Source organism: Polynucleobacter victoriensis (genome assembly GCF_900187875.1).
GTDB lineage: Bacteria > Pseudomonadota > Gammaproteobacteria > Burkholderiales > Burkholderiaceae > Polynucleobacter > Polynucleobacter victoriensis.
In genome coordinates, this window is record NZ_FYEX01000001.1 from 295011 (window position 1) to 312967 (window position 17957).

Genomic DNA, 17957 nt, shown 5'->3' on the forward strand with positions numbered 1-17957 from the left:
TAAACACTCTCCTGATAGTCCCTTGATACCGCCCGGAGATGGGCGGTTTTTTATATTCATTATTTGCATAAGCTAATCAACTTTAATTAGTTCACAAGCTTTTACGATGTTTTTAGACTGCCAAGATGTCCAAATTAAGCAAAAATCAAATATTTCCAGGATTTGGCCTTTCTCTAGGCTATACACTGGTTTACCTATCACTGATTGTATTAATACCAATCTCAGCTGTTGCTTTTAAAGCTGGGAGCTCAGGCTTTGATCATTTTTGGCAAGTCATCAGCGAACCTCGCGTTGTTGCCTCATACAAACTGAGTTTTGGCTTATCCCTCATAGCAGGCTTAATTAATGCTGTATTTGGTTTGATGCTTGCATGGGTACTAGTGAGATATAGCTTTTTTGGTAAAAAAATTGTCGATGCATTAGTCGATTTGCCATTTGCCTTACCTACTGCGGTTACTGGTATCGCTTTAACAGCCCTGTATAGCAAGAATGGTTGGGTTGGGCAGTACTTAGATCCTCTAGGTATCAAAGTAGCTTTTACGCCATTAGGGATTCTGATTGCGCTGGTTTTTATTGGTCTTCCATTTGTTGTTCGAACTGTTCAGCCAATTCTGGAAGATCTTGAAACTGAGCTAGAAGAAGCGTCTGCCAGTTTGGGTGCCAATCGTTGGCAAACCTTCCATATCGTGGTGTTACCTATTCTTTTACCTGCACTATTAACTGGATTTGCTCTGGCATTTGCTAGAGCTGTTGGCGAATATGGCTCAGTCATTTTTATTGCCGGCAATATCCCCATGGTTTCAGAAATCACCCCCTTAATGATCATCACAAGACTGGAGCAATACGACTACTCTGGCGCCACAGCAATCGCTGTTGTGATGCTTGTGATTTCATTAATTCTTTTGTTTGCTATTAATGCTCTACAAGCGTGGACTGCAAAACGCACTGGGAGGACACGTTAATGAGCAATATCTCTAGATTTGAAAGAAGTGCCGCTACTAGCGAACCAAAGTTAGTCAAGTACAGCTTAGTCCTGATCTCATTAAGTTTCTTTGGATTCTTTTTGCTTTTGCCACTCATCTCAGTATTTGTAGAAGCCCTTAAAAAAGGCTTTGACGTCTATCTAGCTGCTATCACAGAACCTGATGCAGTATCTGCCATCAAACTAACTTTGATTGCAGCCATTATTTCTGTGCCACTCAACTTGGTGTTTGGTGTTGCCGCAGCTTGGGCAATTACCAAATTTGACTTTAAAGGCAAACATCTTTTAATCACATTAATTGATTTGCCATTCTCAGTCTCTCCAGTTATTGCAGGCTTAATCTACGTATTGGTGTTCGGTGCACAAGGTTGGCTAGGCCCCTGGTTGGAAAGTGAAAATATCAAAATCATTTTTGCTATACCCGGAATCGTATTGGCGACCATTTTCGTTACCTTCCCATTCGTTGCTCGTGAACTTATCCCACTCATGGAAGCACAAGGTCGAGAAGAAGAGGAAGCCGCTACTGTTTTAGGTGGAAATGGTTGGCAAACATTTTTCAAGGTGACATTGCCCAATATTAAGTGGGGATTGTTGTACGGTGTGATTCTTTGTAATGCTCGCGCCATGGGTGAATTTGGCGCTGTGTCAGTTGTATCAGGTCATATCAGAGGCTACACAAACACCATACCGTTGCATGTTGAGATTCTTTACAACGAATACAACTTCGCTGCATCTTTTGCAGTGGCATCAATTTTGGCTTTGCTGGCCCTACTAACCCTTGCTATTAAAACTTATGTGGAATGGCGTCTTCGCGCAGAAACACATGCAGAACCGCTAATTGAAGGACAAAAATGAGTATCCAAGTAAAAAACATTAATAAGTCATTTGGCGACTTTGTTGCTTTAGATAATGTTTCTTTAGATTTTCCTACTGGCGAATTAGTAGCCTTACTAGGCCCATCTGGTTGCGGCAAAACCACCCTATTACGCATTATTGCTGGCTTGGAGACATCGGACAGTGGTCAAGTTCTATTAGATGGAGACGATGCATCAGCTCGTCACGTACGTGAACGTCAAGTTGGGTTTGTATTCCAGCATTACGCCCTATTTAGGCACATGACTGTATTTGATAACGTGGCTTTTGGTCTCAGAGTTAAAAATAAAAAAGAGCGTTTGAGTGAGCCTGAAATTGCTAAAAAGGTTCATGAACTTCTCAATTTGGTTCAGCTTGATTGGTTGCATGATCGCTTCCCAGCCCAACTATCCGGCGGCCAACGTCAACGTATCGCGCTAGCTAGAGCTTTAGCGGTTGAGCCAAAGGTTTTGTTACTTGATGAACCATTTGGAGCTCTTGATGCAAAAGTGCGCAAAGAACTACGTCGCTGGTTAAGAAAACTTCATGATGAATTACACATCACTTCAATCTTTGTCACTCATGACCAAGAGGAAGCGCTAGAAGTGGCTGATCGAGTAGTTCTCATGAATAAAGGCAAAGTAGAACAAATTGGTAGTCCAGATGAGGTTTATGAGAAACCTGCCACACCATTCGTGTATGGGTTCTTAGGTAATGTGAATCTATTCCACGGTCGCGTCGATGGTGATGGAATTCAGGTCGGTGAACACAACCTTCAACACAGCACTTCAACTAACTTAGCCAGCGGCACACCTGTTGTAGCTTTTGCCAGACCACATGAATTGGACATCGTTGATTATTCAACACGTCATGATGGCGTAGCCGCCAAGATTGATAGGATTTTGTCATTTGGTGTTAACTCAAGAATTGAATTGTCTGCAATCGAGGGTACTAACAACGATGGTTTACCACAACACTTTGAGGTAGAGCTATCAAAAGCTGAAGTGGTTAATAGAAATTTAAGCGAGGGTTTGACGGTAAGAATCGTGCCATCACAACTCAAAGTATTTGATAACTCTCAGCAAGCGAGCAAAGCATGAATTTTCAACAACTAAGAATTATCAGAGAAACCGTTAGAAGAAATTACAACCTAACAGAGGTTGGTAATGCCCTGTACACCTCTCAATCTGGTGTTAGTAAGCACATCAAAGATTTAGAAGATGAATTAGGCATCGAATTATTTATTCGTAAAGGTAAGCGCCTGCTTGGACTAACTGATCCCGGCAAAGAATTGTTAGGAATAGTTGAAAGAATGTTGCTAGACGCTAAGAATATTAAGCAGCTAGCCGAACAATTTAGCCAAAGTGACAAAGGTCAGCTAACCATTGCCACTACCCATACTCAAGCTCGTTACGCCTTACCTAAAGTGGTAAGTCAATTTAAAAAGGCTTTTCCAAAGGTTCACTTAGCCCTGCATCAAGGTAGCCCCAATGAGATTGCCGAAATGCTGTCTGATGGGCGCGCAGATATTGGTATTGCCACAGAAGCTATTAGCCAAATTCCAGAATTAGCTACTTTCCCCTACTACTCATGGCACCATGCTGTAATCGTACCCAAGGGGCACCCATTAGAAAAATTGCAGAAGATCTCACTAGAGGATTTAGCAGAGCATCCGATTGTGACGTACCACGAAGGATTTACGGGACGACAAATCATTGATGAAACATTCTTAAAAGCCAATATCACCCCAGATATTGTGATGTCTGCTCTTGATGCTGACGTTATCAAGACTTATGTCGAGCTAGGCTTAGGCATTGGCATCATTGCATCGATGGCCTACCAAAAAGATCGTGACACACAACTAACACTGCTTGAAAGCTCTCACCTATTTAGTAATAACACCACACGGATTGCGATTCGCAAAGGTCATTACTTACGTGGTTACGCCTATAAGTTCATTGAACTCTGTTCTAAAGAGTTAACAGAGAGTGACATTAAGCTAGCTCTAAGCCCCAATCAACCTGAGTTGGAGTGATATTGTGGTGGTATTAATGTTGATCGGTAAGGCTCCTGTAGATGAGAATTTGTTAAGCAGATGTTTAATGCAAATTGACAGCAACTTAACTTTTGAACTGATCACAGACGAAAGCGACTCCACAACCGACAACTTAGGTGAGTTAACTTATAAGCTAAGTATTAAAAATACTGACGCGAAAATATCTACCTTGATGAAGGGCGTTGAGTCACTGGGTTATCAAGTATCTTTACTGCATACAACCAGAAAATTATGCGGGTCTTAATGCTGCCAAATTAATCAAAATGGTGTTTGCTCCCGATAGTCACCAGAGCCATCAGAAGATACCGGTGGTAATGACTTAATAATCAAAATAATACTGGCAATCAATGCAATAAAAGTGAGCACACCAAACAACAAGACGTCGTGTGTGCCATGCACAAAATCAATGAAAAAATGCTTATCAATAATTAAATACACTGACAAGATTGCTAGTGAGACACCAAAAATAACCCCGAGTAAATCAAGTGTTGACTCAGCATCTTGAACCGGTTTACCAATTTCCTGACTCAAATTAACCTCCAATAAACAGACCAGGCGTAGTCACATCCTGCTGCCCAAAGATATTTAGCGGGAAGTCACTGACCAACTGAGCCGGATAACCATATGAATGCCCTTGGGTATACAAACGAGAATCCTCAAATGAGTCAAAGAATGTTTCATTCTTGGTAATGACAACTTTCACATCAGGATCACTAGCCAATAAAGCCTTAACTTGTTCCACAGGATTAGGGTAAGTATCCAGAATATTTCTAGCAATTTTTATATAACTAACTTTTGGCAACTGAGGAATACTCAGCCATTGCTCAATTGAATCAATATTGATCGCTATATCCAGCGAATTCAACCGATAGTTTTGCAAAACAAAAGATAAATGATTGGTATTTCTACTCAACTCGAGTGGCAACTCAATCACCACTCGTTTTGATGAGAAACCAAGGGCATCAACAACTTTTCTAAAAGCAGAGCCATGGTTATCAACTACAGCAAATATCAAGCCATCATGAACATTTAAAAATAATTTTTTGTCACTCGATGTACCCAAAATAAAATTTAGTAAATGAACAGTACGGCACAATCTGTCCAAATGCATTAATGATTCTGCATCTGAGGTATTGGCAAATAAACCACGTGGTGTGATTTTGACGCCTTGTGAATTTACGCATCGTATAAACGCTTCATAGCCATGCGCATTCACAGAGTGGACCGAATGAAGTATCGGCTGAAATACAGATGAAATCTTCCAGCCACGCCAATGACCAACTATCTCTCCAGAACCAGACCAAGTGATTGCCTGGCCAATGGGTGATTTTGATAGGCTATTTAAGAATAATTGCGCTTTAACAGGTATTGGGTGGTTCTGATAAGACATGGTCTATGACTAATAATTAAGATAACTGCCTATCTGAAATACGCCCAGCCAAATAAAAAGCGGCACTAAAAATCGCCGACACACCAATTAATATTTCGTAAGCAAATGTTTGCATTGAATAAGCTCCTTAGGCGTAAGGTTAAATGGATTTAGCCAATTAACAAACCAAGAAGAATTCATAAGCTATGCGAATTTGTTGCTTTGGGCTCTAACGGGCAAGCCATAAAAAAGGCCCCGTTAGGGGCCTGATTTATGCAACACTGGATTACTTTAATGCTCCAGACTTAATCTTGTAGATAGCTGATACGAGCGTATCAATATCCTGACAAGTGTTATAAAAAGCTAACGACGGTCTGACAGTGCTCTCAACACCAAAACGCCTCAAAATAGGTTGAGCGCAATGGTGGCCAGAACGAACCGCAATACCCTCTTTATTCAAAGCAGCTCCAATTTCTTCTGTTTTTAACCCAGGAATAACAAACGATAAAACACCCGCTTTTTCTTTTGCTGTTCCAATCAAGCGAAGACCTGGAATATCTTTCAATAAACGCGTTGCATATAACAAGAGTTGGTGTTCATACTGCTCAATTAATTCAATACCAACCGAATTAACGTAATCAATAGCAGCACCTAAACCGACTGCATCGGCAATATTGCCAGTACCTGCCTCAAATCGGCCCGGCGCATCATGGAATTGCGTATGATCAAAAGTCACATCTTTGATCATATTGCCGCCCCCCTGCCAAGGTTGAGTCTCATTCAACAACTCTTCCTTGCCATATAAAGCACCAATACCTGTCGGTCCAAATACTTTATGCCCAGAAAATACGAACCAATCTGGATTTAAGTCCTGAACGTCAGCTTTCATATGAGAAACTGACTGTGCGCCATCCAATAGAACCTTGGCGCCAGCAGCATGTCCCAACTCAATAATCTTTTTAGCTGGCGTCACAGTACCTAAAGCATTAGACACTTGGGTAAAGCTAACTAACTTAGTTCTTGGGCTGAGTAACTTCTGATACTCGTCTAACAAGATCTGACCATCGTCATCCACAGGAATAACTTTGATCTTTAAGCCTTTCTCTTTTGCCAATAGCTGCCAAGGCACGATATTAGCGTGATGCTCCAAGTTACTAAGAATGATTTCATCACCCTCTTTGAGATTTTGCCTTCCCCAACTTTGAGCTACTAAGTTAATAGCTTCAGTTGTACCACGCACAAAAACAATCTCATTGACAGATTTAGCATTTAAGAACGCCCTAACTTTTTCACGGGCACCCTCGTATGCATCGGTTGCTCTAGCTGCCAACTCATGAGCTGCACGATGAATATTTGAGTTTTCATGCTCGTAAAAATAACTAATACGATCAATTACCGATTGCGGTTTTTGAGTCGTAGCAGCGTTGTCTAGCCAAATCAATGGTCGACCATTCACACGCTCTCTCAAAATAGGAAAATCTTTTTTGAGTAAGTTAGCATCCAACGTGGTCGGCTTTTGCTTAGGTAGCGGAATATGCTGAGGTAATACTTGGTGATACAAATCAGTTGAATTAGGCTGACTCAAAGTCCCCAATAGAGGATCTTGAATAAAAGCTTGACTACCTACCGATTGACCACCAGCCAAACCATCAAACACAGTGTCTAGACGCAAGTTAGACAAGGGATTGAGAAATTTAGCAAAGTCACCATCAACATAAGGGTGAGAACCAACAGATAAACCTTGACCAGGAGCATGACTAGTGGGTACGCCACGAGTTAGGCTTGAATCAATATTGCTTGGCGCATGCCCAGACACCTGAGTCGGTATTTGAGCATGGCCAGGTAATGCTGATAAATGGTCATCAGAAACCGGTGGATTCACAAAATTTTGACTTGCTAAAGAAGCCAGAATTTGTGGATCCAAAAACCCGGCATGACTTGAATTACTTGTACTCATGGTACTTTCCGATCTCTACATCGTCCAAAACAGCCAATGCATCATCTGTTAGAACAGCCAATGAGCAGTACAAAGAAATTAAATATGAAGCAATTGCTTTGTTGTTAATACCCATGAATCTAACTGACAAACCAGGACTTTGTTCACCAGGAAGATTAGGTTGATAAAGCCCGACTACACCTTGCTTGCTTTCGCCTGAACGAATCAACAAGATTTTTGACTTACCACCCTCAATTTTGACCTTATCAGATGGAATCAATGGAACACCACGCCACGTTAAGAACTGACTACCAAATAAACCTGTTGTTGGCGGAGGAACGCCGCGACGAGTACATTCACGGCCAAATGCTGCAATAGTTTTCGGATTAGCCAGGAAGAAACCAGGTTCTTTCCAAACTTTTGTTAACAACTCATCCAAGTCATCAGGCGTTGGCGCGCCAGTTCTTGTTTTAATCCGTTGATCAGGGTGAACGTTGTTTAACAAACCATACTCTGGATTATTAATTAATTCACCCTCTTGACGCTCTTTAACTGTTTCAATGGTTAAACGTAGTTGTTCGCTGATTTGGTTATAAGGGCTACTATATAAATCAGATACGCGAGTATGAACATCCAATACAGTATTAACGGCGTTTAGGTAATACTCACGAGCATTTGCGTCATAGTCCACAAATGTTTGCGGTAGAACACGCTCCTCACCTCTTCCAGAACAATCTGTCAGCACTTCAGATGCATTAACCACCTTATTTAACCGGTAAATACCTGCCTCAACTGGCACCCAACCCAACAAATGCGTTAACCAACGAGGTGTTATTGTTGATAACTGAGGAACGGTTTTAGTCGCATTAGCCAGTTGCCGCGCGGCCACATCACCTAATGCGGTTGGACTTTGAATAATTTCTGCCATAAATACTCCTGTAGTAATAAAAAATAAAATTAATTGATGCCACTAATGGCTGAGCATCTGAGCCTGTGAAATGTTGCTATCCGGTGGCACGCTATGGGTAAGCCACACATTGCCTCCTATAGTTGACCGGGCTCCAATGGTGACCCGACCCAAAACTGTTGCGCCCGCATAAATGACCACCTCATCTTCAACGACTGGATGACGAGCCTGCCCTTTGATTAAATTACCTTCGCTATCTGCTGGGAATCTTTTTGCGCCTAAGGTAACTGCTTGATACAGACGAACATGCTTACCAATTACAGCTGTTTCACCTATAACCACCCCCGTGCCATGATCAATAAAGAAGCCTTCATTAATTTCAGCACCGGGATGAATATCTACTCCTGTTTTTGAGTGCGCGATTTCTGAAATAAATCTAGCTAATAACCTGGCTCCTAACTGATGCAATGCGTGAGCAATTCTGTAATGGATGGTTGCGCTCACCCCTGGATAGCACAGCAAAATCTCAGAAACACTAGTTGCAGCAGGATCACCGCTCATAGCAGCCCTCACATCAGAAACAATCAATGCCCTGATATTTGGCAAGTTCTCTGCGAACTTCTTAGTTAAATCTTTTGCTTTCTGATCAAATTGATTCTCATCAGCTAAATCTTCTTGAGAAACAAAATAAAGACCACGACGAACCTGTTCAGCAAGTTTCTTTAATGTGACATTGAGTACATCACCAACAAAATAATCAATGTCATCATCAGTTAAGTCGGGACGACCATAATGAGTGGGAAATAACGCAGCAAAAAGACCTGTCAGAATTGATTCAAGTTCGGCGCGAGACGGCAATTCACGAACTCGGCCTAGATGGCGAATTTTGTGAGTGCTCTCTCTTGATTCTCTTAACTGACCAACTAATTCAGTTAAGTTAAAGAATAGTTTTTGATTCTCTTGCGCTGACATAAATTTTTTTATTAAGTAATAACTTGATGGAAAGAAATTTATGCTCAGCTGATTTTTTTGTGAACCAATAAAAAAATCTAAGCTTTCAACTCATATGCTTATTCATTTTTATTGTTTTTGTTCAGCAAATTTATGAGATACAGTCACCTGAAATAAATTTACTGAATATGGCTCAATCAACCACCCTCATCGTCCCAGGCTATAAAGGTAGCGGGGAAACCCATTGGCAAACATGGATTGAGAATCACATTGCGGGTGCTCAGCGCATCAATCAAAACTGGGATGAACCTATTTTGGCTAGATGGGCGGACAACATTAGACTAGCCATTGACCATTGCCCTCAATCAGTATGGTTAGTTGCTCATAGTTTTGGCTGTTTAGCCAGCGTTGCCGCAGCAGTTGATCGTGCCGACAAAATATCAGGGCTAATGTTGGTGGCTCCCGCAGATCCAGAAAGATTCACCCCGTCTGGCGTAAGGCCTATAGATGATTGGAATGCTACTGAGAGCATAAGAGGTCTACTGCCTACTAAGAGATTGAAATTCCCAAGCATCATTATTGCTAGCACCAATGACCCATGGATGCAATTAGCTAAAGCCAAATTATGGGGAGAATGTTGGGGGAGTAAAGTTTTAGCCCTAGACTCAGTGGGACACATTAATACAGCATCAGGGTTCGGACCATGGCCTCTAGGACTTAAGCTATTACGAGAATTCAAATCTATCTATGATCTAATCCCTCTGGGCGAAATTGACCCAAGTCAACCAGTCAAACCTCAACGAGGTCGTGGCAGTCAACTAGCAAAAGCAAGACACATCACGCGACAACACTTAGGTTTTAAGTAATTTAGTTAGTGAATTAAATGACTAAATCTCTCAAATGCATAACTCAAATCAGATACTGAGTTTTTGCTAAAAACCACTGGCAAGCCCATCTGCGATGCATCTCTTCTTAATCTTTTAGCCATGCCATGATTTAAAAAATCTGTGAGCACAACAATCAATTTGGTATTTTTTGGAATAACTTTATGGCAATCACTATTGCGCCTAGCAGCCCAATGATTAACGTTTTGATAGCCATGATTATTTAAGTAATCACGAATATTTGAAATACGATCTCCACCAACTATTAGCACAGCCATACTCACTCCTTTCTGTAGATTGATTCAGTGTAGGAAGAGAAATGATTTTTTTGAACTAAGTAATAGTGGAATAGTTATCAAAATTTATGATTTATTAGCGCTCTTTTTCTGATTAGCTTATGAAAAGTTATTGTTTTACAGAGCTTCATCATCCACTTAAATTATCAAATTAATTGATTGAATACACCAAGGAACTAAATGACTTACTTCGCAGATAACTCACAAACAATTGGTAAAACACCTCTAGTGCGTTTGAATCGCATTACCGATGGCGCTAAAGCTACTGTCTTAGCAAAAATTGAGGGACGCAATCCTGCCTATTCTGTCAAATGCCGTATTGGTGCAGCCATGATCAATGATGCTATCAAGCAAGGTCTATTGGGTCCAGGCAAAGAACTGGTTGAACCAACTAGTGGCAATACCGGTATTGCATTAGCCTTTGTGGCTGCCGCGAAAGGTATATCACTCACTCTAACCATGCCAGAAACAATGAGCCTGGAGCGTCGCAAACTATTGACTGCTTTGGGTGCAAAAATTGTTTTAACCGAAGGCCCTAAAGGTATGAATGGTGCCGTGGCAAAAGCAGTAGAAATTGCTAATAGCGATTTATCAAAATATGTTTTATTGCAACAATTTAATAACCCATCTAACCCAGCCATCCATGAGGCAACAACAGGCCCTGAAGTTTGGGAGGATACCGATGGCAACTTAGACGTATTTGTTGCTGGCGTCGGCACTGGTGGGACTATTACTGGAGTTTCACGTTATATTAAAAAGACTAAAAATAAAGCTATCGAATCAGTAGCAGTAGAGCCAACTGCTAGCCCTGTAATTACTCAAAAATTAAATGGTGAAGAAATCAAACCATCACCTCACAAGATCCAAGGTATTGGCGCTGGTTTTATTCCAGGAAATCTAGATTTATCCGTGGTGGATAAAGTCGAGCAAGTTAGTAATGAAGAGGCTATTGAATTTGCTCGTCGTCTTGCAAAAGAGGAAGGTATTTTGGCAGGTATTTCTTGTGGCGCAGCTGCAGCTGTAGCGGTTCGTTTGGCAAAGCAACCTCAATACGAGGGAAAAACTATTGTTGTGATACTGCCAGACTCCGCAGAACGTTATTTAAGTTCCGCATTATTTGAAGGCGTTTTTGATGCTAATGGACTACCCGCCTAGTTAGGATATAAACATATGTCACCCGCAAGAAACATCTACAACCCTATTATCGTTAGCCCGCTCAAAGAGCACGATTCAACACCTGATGACCAAATAGAGTTGCGCAACTCTATTAAACGTCGAATTCTGTTCTTGATGTCTACGGTTAAATCATTTGAATTGGCTAGCGCATAGTCAATGACTAGCTAAACCGCCATGGTTGTTCATTGAAATAGTGTGTTTTGGAGGCGGAACCCAGAATCGAACTGGGGTACACGGCTTTGCAGGCCGCTGCATAACCACTCTGCCATCCCGCCGGGGACGTGTTGTGTGAAATTAAAAAGGGAAGCTTTTTTAAGCTTCCCTCGTAATTTGGAGCGGGATAAGAGGCTCGAACTCTCGACCTATACCTTGGCAAGGTATCGCTCTACCAACTGAGCTAATCCCGCATAACAACAAGACCAATACTTTAACACATTTTTCGCCTATGTCAAATTATCAGACTTTGGCACTACAGAGGTACTAATGACATCAGATTACTACAAACCACGATGTTACGTGTTGATTTAGTTGGCTTTTATGACTTTATAGGTCTGTTTTAGCCTTGATTAGTGGCCATGCTTTTTGTAGGTAGTAAAACATTGACCATACGGTCAAGACCGCTGCAATCCAAATTAGAGGTCTACCGATATAACTAGTATGAAATAGGTCAAATAAGGTGTCGTTATAGAGCAAAAATGGAATCGCTATGAGTTGTGCCGCCGTTTTTAGTTTTCCAACAAAATGCACAGCCACACTTTTCGAAGCACCAATTTGTGCCATCCACTCTCTTAATGCAGAGATAGTGATCTCACGGCCAATAATGACTAAAGCAACCCAAGCCTCTACTCGATCAAAGTTAAGCAAAACTAGTAAAGCAGCAGCCACCATGAGTTTGTCAGCAACTGGGTCTAAGAACGCACCAAACGCTGAGACCTGACCCCACTTACGAGCCAAATAACCGTCTAACCAATCTGTGACCGCTGCTCCAACAAAGAAGATGGTTGCCCATAGATTTTTGTCATCAACAGTCAGCCATGACTCAGGTAAATAGAAGATGCCAACAACCAAGGGAATGGTGGCAACTCTTAACCAGGTCAGAAAAATTGGTAAATTAAAAGGCATCTCGCAAGGATAAAGGAATTTTGACGGCTAAGAGCTTTCTTTATAGGGCAACAGAAAGATTTTTTAAAGCCCCTATTTTAAAAACTGGAATTCGTATACTATATCACTTAGTGATATATTAAATGGATGAGACGAGTATTAAAAACACGCTACTTTAGTAAATGGATGAGAAAGACTGAACTAACAGATCAATCCTTGTGTTGTGCCGTTACGGAAATGAGTCTGGGTTTATTTGATGCAAATTTAGGCGGTCACATTTTTAAGAAAAGAATTGCGCTCGCCAACAAAGGAAAAAGGTCAGGGGCAAGAACGTTAATAGCAAGCAATCTAGGTAGTAAGTGGTTCTTTGTTTATGGTTTCGAAAAAAGTGAAAGAGCGAATATTGCTAGCAATGAATTAGCAGCGCTCCAAGAGATAGCCATAGATTTGTTAAGTCAAACACATTCTCAAATAGATGATGCAATTGCACATGGGAAGCTAGAGGAAATTTGTCATGGTCAGAAAAACAAAAGCTAAGAGTGAAATTTTGGCAGCCGTTCATGAGACGGCTAAAGACCTGCATGAAATTGGATTCATTGATAAGCGCAAAATGCACAAATATGATTTACTTTGTCTAGAACCTATTCCCAAATATGACAGCAAAAAAATTCGCAAGCTAAGACTTCAACTTCATCTAAGTCAGTCAGTCTTGGCAGCAGTTTTAAATACCAGCACATCTACTATACAAAAGTGGGAAATTGGTGAAAAACACCCTCGAGGTCCTTCACTAAAGCTATTACATCTATTAGAAAGAAAAGGATTAGAAGCTGTTCTTTAAACGTAACGCCTTGGGTATTAGTGCAGTTGTTTATATATCTGCTCAGCTAGAGCTTTAGAAATACCTTCTACTTGCTGTAGCTCTTCTATGGTGGCATTGACCACACCTTTAAGTCCACCAAATCGTGCAAGGAGCTTTTGCCTTCTCTTAGCCCCAATACCCTCAATCTCTTCTAAACGAGAAACGTTCCTGGCCTTTTGACGCTTTGCCCTCATACCTGTGATTGCAAAGCGGTGCGCCTCATCTCTGATTTGGGCAGTGAGTAACAATGCAGGACTTTCCAAACCCAAAGTCAGCGGTTCGCGCTGGTCAGCAAAAATGAGTGTTTCTAGACCGACTTTTCTGCCCTCACCCTTCGCGATACCCACAATCATATGGATATCTAAACCCAACTCATCAAAAACTTCTTTGGCCATACTAACCTGACCCTTACCACCATCAACCAACACAATGTGCGGCTGCTTTTCAGTAGGTATCTCCTGAAAATTCGCATAACGACGATGCAATACTTGGCGCATCGCGGCATAGTCATCACCAGGAATAATGTCATTGATGTTAAAGCGCCTGTACTCACTGCTTTGCATGTCATGCTTCTGATACACCACACAACTAGCTTGAGTTGCTTCACCAGATGTGTGACTAATATCAAAACATTCAATTCTGAGATCTTCGGCATTTTCAATATCAAGATTGAGCACATCAATCAATGATCTTGTTCTAGCTTCTTGACCGCCAGCCTCAGTCAGGCGCTTGGTCAATGCCAACTCTGCATTGTTCTGCGCCATGGTGAGCCAATGTTTTCTTTGACCTTGAGGCTGCCTAAGTATTTGTACTTTTTTACCTGCCTTGTCATTTAACAATTGCTGCAGCTCTTCATTATCTGGGGTGTCTTTAAAGTCTTGTATCACCATAACTCTAGGTATGAGTTTTAAAGACTCTGCGTCATCACTTAAGTAGTGTTGAGTAATAAAAGCTTGCATAACCTCATCGCCATCAGGCATTGCATCTTCTTTAAAGCGACCCATTTTAGGAAAGTAAGCTCTATCACCTAAATGCCTGCCACCTCTGACCATTGCCAAGTTAATGCAAGCCAAACCACCTTTCATGGCAATAGCCAAGACATCCACATCACCCTCGCCTTCAGCCACAGCATCCATGGACTGTTGCTGCAATACTTGTGACAAGTCAGCAATACGGTCACGCATCATGGCCGCTTCTTCAAACTGCATGTTTTCACTGTAGGTAAACATGGCTTTTTCAAATTCAGCCATGACACTTGCATGATCACCCTCTAAAAACTTCATCGCCTTATTAACGTCTTCGGCGTAGTTCTTATCTGTGATTCTGCCAACACACGGTGCACTGCAACGATGGATTTGATGCAATAAACAAGGCCTGCTTCTATTTTTAAAAACCGTGTCCTCGCAAGTTCTAATCTGGAAAACTTTTTGTAAGATTTGGATACTGTTTCTAACAGCCCAAGAGTTAGGGAATGGCCCAAAGTATTGATGACGTTTATCAACCCTGCCGCGGTAATAAGCCAATCGCGGATATTGATGACCTGAGAGCATCACATAGGGATAAGATTTGTCATCCCTAAAAAGAATGTTAAATGGGGGCGATAGTTCTTTAATGAGGTTGTTTTCTAAAATCAGCGCCTCAGTCTCAGTGCGTGTCACTGTAGTTTGTAGCGACCGAATTCTGGTGACCATGCGCTCAATGCGTGGTGAACTAAGATTTCGTTGAAAATAACTATTAACGCGCTTTTTTAGATCTTTTGCCTTGCCAACGTATAAGATTTGCCCTGCTTCATCAAAAAAGCGATAAACACCCGGCAAACCGGGTAATTTTTTAACATCATTTAAGAGGGTTTCTGGAGTCTCATTCGACATGCGTTGGGATATTTTTTGTCAAATCGTCGATAACTATGGTGATGCCGGTGTGTGCTGGCGTCTAGCTAGAGCACTGTCACGTCCATCTCCTTCTTCATCGCTTTCTTTGTCTAACTCTTTGTTAACAGGATCTAGTCATGATGATATCCGCATTCGTTTATTTTGCGATGATTTAAATGTTTTAAATACCATAGCCCATGGTGATGCTGTAGGCTATGGCGCTAGTTTAGGCATTGAGGTATTACCATGGTCTGCCGCAGAGTCTGCTGAGGTTTTATCTGATGTTGGCAATGTGGTGATTGAGGCTTTTGCTTGTCACCTGCCACAAGCTTATGTGACCGCCATGACCCATCGAGCTGTGGCACCAATATGGATTAACTTAGAGTATCTAACTGCTGAGCCGTGGGCCGATGAGATGCATCTGATGCCATCACCACAAAATAATGGTCTCAAGAAGTTTTTTTACTTCCCTGGCTTCACTCCCAAAACAGGTGGCGTCACTTTTGGCAATTGGGATGAAGTAGTTGGCGTAGTAGGTACAAGCTCTACCCCAAAATCTTTAAGTGATTCTTTAGCTAAATGTCGTGCCGGCGCCAAACGCATATCTATCTTTAATTACCGTCATGCCCCATTAGATCAATGGCTTCGCTCTTTAAATAGAGCTGCAATTGATCATGGTGATGTTGTCGACGTACTCATTTGCGCTGGTCAGAATGTTTCTATTGCCACCTTGGCAGCTGAATTAACTGCGCTGCAATTGATAGAGCTGCCATTTGTGCCACAAGAAGATTACGACTGGCTTGTGGCCCACTGCGACATGAACTTGGTGCGCGGTGAGGACTCATTCGTGAGGGCTCAATGGGCCGGTAAGCCATTCATCTGGGATATCTATCCTCAGTCTGATTCTGCCCACGAAGTGAAACTAGATGCCTTTTTAGAGCGGTATTTTGAAGATGCTCCTCCAACGGTTAGATCTCTTGGTATATCTGCCATGAAATGGGGTTCCCCCACAGACTGGTGGGCTCAATTAGGGGCTTGGACCGAACATTCTGCTGCTTGGCGACAGAAGTTAGTGGGTTTAGGTCATTTAGAGGGTAAAATCTTAGACTTTGTGAAATCTCAGGAAATATCGCGATGAAAATTGCTCAAGAACTCCGCGTAGGTAACGTTGTTATGTTGAATGGCCAACCATTGGTTATTCAGAAAACTGAATACAGCCGTTCAGGTCGTAACGCTGCTGTAGTTAAGATGAAGTTTAAGAACTTGATCACAGAAGCGCCTAACGAAGGCATTTTTAAAGCTGATGACAAATTCGAAGTTGTGATCTTGGAACGTAAAGAATGTACTTATTCTTACTTCGCAGATCCAATGTATGCATTCATGGATACAGAGTACAACCAGTACGAAGTTGAAAAAGACAATATGGGTGATGCCCTTAACTATTTGGAAGACGGCATGCCAGTTGAAGTGGTTTTCTACGAAGGTAAAGCTTTATCAGTAGAACTACCAACAATTGTTGTTCGCGAAATCACTTACACAGAACCAGCTGTTAAAGGCGATACAAGCTCAGGCCGCGTGCTTAAGAGCGCAAAGATTGCTACAGGCTACGAACTACAAGTTCCTTTGTTCTGTACTGAAGGTGACAAGATCGAGATTGATACACGTACTGGCGAATACCGCAGCCGTGCTAACTAATTGATGTTGTTCAACATTCAGTTGATTCAACTGAATGTGCGATAAACCACCCTGCTAGGGTGGTTTTTTTATGTCAATTTTTCTTCACAATTATTTGTTAAGCTGATTCGCGATTGACTGTTTTTTAAGCAAACAACCTAGCGGTTGTTTTTAGTAGGTTTATGATTAGTTCAATAGAAGTTATGAACAATTTCTGTGGATAACTGATTCGGAAGAGGTCACCAAATGAGCCAAAAGAGTGCACCCAAACATTTGTATGTTGAATACATGTACGGTTTTTTATTTCATTACACAGAGCAACCGTTATTTCCAACAACACCGGCTTATACCCTAGTAAAACTGATTAGCGCCGATGAAAAGCATTGGGAAGCTTTGTATAAAAATATAGATGGTGAAAAAGCGACCTTTCACTTAGATAACGGCACAATCAAGATGAAAAAAACCACCGGATAACGGTGGTTTTTTATTGATAATTTTTCTTTTTATAACTTTTAAATTCCTTTTTTCTCAAACCATCTAAACATCAAGAGTGTGATGATGGCGAAGATAACGGCAATCACCCAGTGATTAATGCCCAGAGCTTCTGGCAAGCCAATCTTGCCAAAATCAGCCCAAGATAAAACTGTTGATTTAAAGAATGGGTACATCTCAGCATAGATACCAGCACCAACGATCATGCCAATCACACCAAAGATGGCGTGCCAACGACCCTCACCTACGGCACCCACTGATGTGCCTGGGCAAAAACCCATGACTGCCCAACCAATACCAAACAACGTGCCGCCCACCAAGATAGCTCCGACATTCATTGCTTTATGACTTAACTTAATGATCTCAAGATCATTCAAAGCCAAGATACCAAACATACCTACGACGATGGCAGATAACATAAATTTAAAAATTGCCATGTCTTTAAATAACATCGCACCTACTTGTTTGTCATAACGTAATACACGCCCTCTTTGTAACAAGAAGCCAAATGCCAAACCTGTGATTAATCCTAAAATTTGTTCTGTAGACAT

General features: G+C 41.5%; 21 protein-coding genes and 2 tRNA genes. 12 read left to right on the forward strand and 11 right to left on the reverse strand.

The window, feature by feature from the left end; all coding sequences use genetic code 11:
• Positions 1-125: 125 nt before the first annotated feature.
• From cysT to CFR83_RS01550, 4 genes are read left to right on the forward strand one after another with little or no spacing between them, the layout of a single operon-like run.
• Positions 126-962, forward strand: coding sequence for a sulfate ABC transporter permease subunit CysT (cysT, locus tag CFR83_RS01535; protein WP_088812154.1), 837 nt, complete (start codon positions 126-128; stop codon positions 960-962).
• The gene (cysW, locus tag CFR83_RS01540) at positions 962-1837 is read left to right on the forward strand and encodes a sulfate ABC transporter permease subunit CysW (RefSeq protein ID WP_088812155.1); all 876 of its coding nucleotides are present in this window, start codon (positions 962-964) and stop codon (positions 1835-1837) included. Before cysT ends, cysW begins: the two co-directional genes overlap by 1 nt.
• Positions 1834-2934 carry a sulfate/molybdate ABC transporter ATP-binding protein gene (locus CFR83_RS01545; protein ID WP_088812156.1) on the forward strand — a complete coding sequence of 367 codons (1101 nt, stop codon included), beginning with the start codon at positions 1834-1836 and terminating at the stop codon, positions 2932-2934. Before cysW ends, CFR83_RS01545 begins: the two co-directional genes overlap by 4 nt.
• Positions 2931-3869 (forward strand): CysB family HTH-type transcriptional regulator, encoded by a 939-nt coding sequence (locus CFR83_RS01550; RefSeq protein WP_088812157.1) that lies wholly within the window; start codon positions 2931-2933, stop codon positions 3867-3869. Before CFR83_RS01545 ends, CFR83_RS01550 begins: the two co-directional genes overlap by 4 nt.
• A gap of 279 nt (positions 3870-4148) precedes the next feature.
• On the opposite strand, the gene CFR83_RS01560 is transcribed toward CFR83_RS01550, so the two are convergent.
• The 5 genes from CFR83_RS01560 to epsC form a co-directional block, all read right to left on the reverse strand.
• The gene (locus tag CFR83_RS01560) at positions 4149-4421 is read right to left on the reverse strand and encodes a hypothetical protein (protein ID WP_088812159.1); all 273 of its coding nucleotides are present in this window, start codon (positions 4419-4421) and stop codon (positions 4149-4151) included.
• A gap of 1 nt (position 4422) precedes the next feature.
• The gene (locus CFR83_RS01565) at positions 4423-5280 is read right to left on the reverse strand and encodes an EAL domain-containing protein (RefSeq protein ID WP_088812160.1); all 858 of its coding nucleotides are present in this window, start codon (positions 5278-5280) and stop codon (positions 4423-4425) included.
• A gap of 265 nt (positions 5281-5545) precedes the next feature.
• On the reverse strand, positions 5546-7216 hold the full coding sequence (locus CFR83_RS01570; protein WP_088812161.1) for a family 2A encapsulin nanocompartment cargo protein cysteine desulfurase: 1671 nt from the start codon (positions 7214-7216) through the stop codon (positions 5546-5548).
• Positions 7203-8123: a family 2A encapsulin nanocompartment shell protein gene (locus CFR83_RS01575; protein WP_088812162.1), complete on the reverse strand. Its 921-nt coding sequence runs from the start codon at positions 8121-8123 to the stop codon at positions 7203-7205. Before CFR83_RS01575 ends, CFR83_RS01570 begins: the two co-directional genes overlap by 14 nt.
• Positions 8124-8165: 42 nt before the next feature.
• Positions 8166-9074: a serine O-acetyltransferase EpsC gene (gene epsC / locus CFR83_RS01580; protein ID WP_088812163.1), complete on the reverse strand. Its 909-nt coding sequence runs from the start codon at positions 9072-9074 to the stop codon at positions 8166-8168.
• A 167-nt stretch (positions 9075-9241) separates the two neighbouring features.
• On the opposite strand from epsC, the gene CFR83_RS01585 reads away from it, so the two are divergent.
• Positions 9242-9919, forward strand: coding sequence for an RBBP9/YdeN family alpha/beta hydrolase (locus CFR83_RS01585; protein ID WP_088812164.1), 678 nt, complete (start codon positions 9242-9244; stop codon positions 9917-9919).
• Between the two features lie 5 nt (positions 9920-9924).
• On the opposite strand, the gene CFR83_RS01590 is transcribed toward CFR83_RS01585, so the two are convergent.
• Positions 9925-10215: a DUF2325 domain-containing protein gene (locus CFR83_RS01590; RefSeq protein WP_088812165.1), complete on the reverse strand. Its 291-nt coding sequence runs from the start codon at positions 10213-10215 to the stop codon at positions 9925-9927.
• Positions 10216-10413: 198 nt separating this feature from the next.
• On the opposite strand from CFR83_RS01590, the gene cysK reads away from it, so the two are divergent.
• A complete protein-coding gene (gene cysK / locus CFR83_RS01595) occupies positions 10414-11388 on the forward strand; it encodes a cysteine synthase A (protein ID WP_088812166.1) in 975 nt (324 codons plus the stop codon).
• A gap of 15 nt (positions 11389-11403) precedes the next feature.
• Positions 11404-11562 (forward strand): hypothetical protein, encoded by a 159-nt coding sequence (locus CFR83_RS08365; RefSeq protein ID WP_165765034.1) that lies wholly within the window; start codon positions 11404-11406, stop codon positions 11560-11562.
• Positions 11563-11610: 48 nt separating this feature from the next.
• On the opposite strand, the gene CFR83_RS01600 is transcribed toward CFR83_RS08365, so the two are convergent.
• From CFR83_RS01600 to pgsA, 3 genes are all read right to left on the reverse strand, one after another.
• Positions 11611-11684: transfer RNA gene (locus tag CFR83_RS01600), tRNA-Cys, on the reverse strand.
• A 56-nt stretch (positions 11685-11740) separates the two neighbouring features.
• Positions 11741-11816: transfer RNA gene (locus CFR83_RS01605), tRNA-Gly, on the reverse strand.
• A 136-nt stretch (positions 11817-11952) separates the two neighbouring features.
• Positions 11953-12531 carry a CDP-diacylglycerol--glycerol-3-phosphate 3-phosphatidyltransferase gene (gene pgsA, locus CFR83_RS01610; RefSeq protein WP_088812167.1) on the reverse strand — a complete coding sequence of 193 codons (579 nt, stop codon included), beginning with the start codon at positions 12529-12531 and terminating at the stop codon, positions 11953-11955.
• Positions 12532-12657: 126 nt separating this feature from the next.
• Here pgsA and CFR83_RS01615 point away from each other — a divergent pair, with 126 nt between their 5' ends.
• Positions 12658-13047, forward strand: a complete 390-nt coding sequence (locus CFR83_RS01615) for a type II toxin-antitoxin system RelE/ParE family toxin (protein WP_088812168.1) — start codon at positions 12658-12660, stop codon at positions 13045-13047.
• Positions 13025-13348: a helix-turn-helix domain-containing protein gene (locus tag CFR83_RS01620; protein WP_088812169.1), complete on the forward strand. Its 324-nt coding sequence runs from the start codon at positions 13025-13027 to the stop codon at positions 13346-13348. The genes CFR83_RS01615 and CFR83_RS01620 overlap by 23 nt, the downstream gene beginning before the upstream one ends.
• Positions 13349-13365: 17 nt before the next feature.
• Here the strand turns inward: CFR83_RS01620 and uvrC are convergent, their stop codons facing one another.
• On the reverse strand, positions 13366-15240 hold the full coding sequence (gene uvrC, locus CFR83_RS01625) for an excinuclease ABC subunit UvrC (protein WP_088812170.1): 1875 nt from the start codon (positions 15238-15240) through the stop codon (positions 13366-13368).
• Between uvrC and earP the strand changes: the two genes are divergently transcribed.
• The 3 genes from earP (at position 15239) to CFR83_RS01640 (ending at position 17388) form a co-directional block, all read left to right on the forward strand.
• Positions 15239-16378, forward strand: coding sequence for an elongation factor P maturation arginine rhamnosyltransferase EarP (gene earP / locus CFR83_RS01630; RefSeq protein WP_088812171.1), 1140 nt, complete (start codon positions 15239-15241; stop codon positions 16376-16378). The two genes, uvrC and earP, sit on opposite strands and share 2 nt — an antisense overlap.
• A complete protein-coding gene (efp, locus tag CFR83_RS01635; RefSeq protein ID WP_088812172.1) occupies positions 16375-16935 on the forward strand; it encodes an elongation factor P in 561 nt (186 codons plus the stop codon). The genes earP and efp overlap by 4 nt, the downstream gene beginning before the upstream one ends.
• 225 nt (positions 16936-17160) lie before the next feature.
• Positions 17161-17388 carry a hypothetical protein gene (locus CFR83_RS01640; RefSeq protein WP_088812173.1) on the forward strand — a complete coding sequence of 76 codons (228 nt, stop codon included), beginning with the start codon at positions 17161-17163 and terminating at the stop codon, positions 17386-17388.
• 38 nt (positions 17389-17426) lie between these two features.
• Here CFR83_RS01640 and CFR83_RS01645 read toward each other — a convergent pair whose 3' ends face one another.
• Positions 17427-17957, reverse strand: coding sequence for a YeeE/YedE thiosulfate transporter family protein (locus tag CFR83_RS01645; protein ID WP_088812174.1), 531 nt, complete (start codon positions 17955-17957; stop codon positions 17427-17429).

Excerpts from the sequence above, each read along its gene's own strand:
- cysT (WP_088812154.1), top strand. The coding sequence starts at position 126 with ATGTCCAAATTAAGCAAAAATCAAATATTTCCAGGATTTGGCCTTTCT.
- cysW (WP_088812155.1), top strand. The coding sequence starts at position 962 with ATGAGCAATATCTCTAGATTTGAAAGAAGTGCCGCTACTAGCGAACCA.
- CFR83_RS01545 (WP_088812156.1), top strand. The coding sequence starts at position 1,834 with ATGAGTATCCAAGTAAAAAACATTAATAAGTCATTTGGCGACTTTGTT.
- CFR83_RS01550 (WP_088812157.1), top strand. The coding sequence starts at position 2,931 with ATGAATTTTCAACAACTAAGAATTATCAGAGAAACCGTTAGAAGAAAT.
- CFR83_RS01565 (WP_088812160.1), bottom strand. The coding sequence starts at position 5,280 with ATGTCTTATCAGAACCACCCAATACCTGTTAAAGCGCAATTATTCTTA.
- CFR83_RS01570 (WP_088812161.1), bottom strand. The coding sequence starts at position 7,216 with ATGAGTACAAGTAATTCAAGTCATGCCGGGTTTTTGGATCCACAAATT.
- CFR83_RS01575 (WP_088812162.1), bottom strand. The coding sequence starts at position 8,123 with ATGGCAGAAATTATTCAAAGTCCAACCGCATTAGGTGATGTGGCCGCG.
- epsC (WP_088812163.1), bottom strand. The coding sequence starts at position 9,074 with ATGTCAGCGCAAGAGAATCAAAAACTATTCTTTAACTTAACTGAATTA.
- CFR83_RS01585 (WP_088812164.1), top strand. The coding sequence starts at position 9,242 with ATGGCTCAATCAACCACCCTCATCGTCCCAGGCTATAAAGGTAGCGGG.
- CFR83_RS01590 (WP_088812165.1), bottom strand. The coding sequence starts at position 10,215 with ATGGCTGTGCTAATAGTTGGTGGAGATCGTATTTCAAATATTCGTGAT.
- cysK (WP_088812166.1), top strand. The coding sequence starts at position 10,414 with ATGACTTACTTCGCAGATAACTCACAAACAATTGGTAAAACACCTCTA.
- CFR83_RS08365 (WP_165765034.1), top strand. The coding sequence starts at position 11,404 with ATGTCACCCGCAAGAAACATCTACAACCCTATTATCGTTAGCCCGCTC.
- pgsA (WP_088812167.1), bottom strand. The coding sequence starts at position 12,531 with ATGCCTTTTAATTTACCAATTTTTCTGACCTGGTTAAGAGTTGCCACC.
- CFR83_RS01615 (WP_088812168.1), top strand. The coding sequence starts at position 12,658 with ATGAGACGAGTATTAAAAACACGCTACTTTAGTAAATGGATGAGAAAG.
- CFR83_RS01620 (WP_088812169.1), top strand. The coding sequence starts at position 13,025 with ATGGTCAGAAAAACAAAAGCTAAGAGTGAAATTTTGGCAGCCGTTCAT.
- earP (WP_088812171.1), top strand. The coding sequence starts at position 15,239 with ATGCGTTGGGATATTTTTTGTCAAATCGTCGATAACTATGGTGATGCC.
- uvrC (WP_088812170.1), bottom strand. The coding sequence starts at position 15,240 with ATGTCGAATGAGACTCCAGAAACCCTCTTAAATGATGTTAAAAAATTA.
- efp (WP_088812172.1), top strand. The coding sequence starts at position 16,375 with ATGAAAATTGCTCAAGAACTCCGCGTAGGTAACGTTGTTATGTTGAAT.
- CFR83_RS01640 (WP_088812173.1), top strand. The coding sequence starts at position 17,161 with ATGAGCCAAAAGAGTGCACCCAAACATTTGTATGTTGAATACATGTAC.
- CFR83_RS01645 (WP_088812174.1), bottom strand. The coding sequence starts at position 17,957 with ATGTCTACAGAACAAATTTTAGGATTAATCACAGGTTTGGCATTTGGC.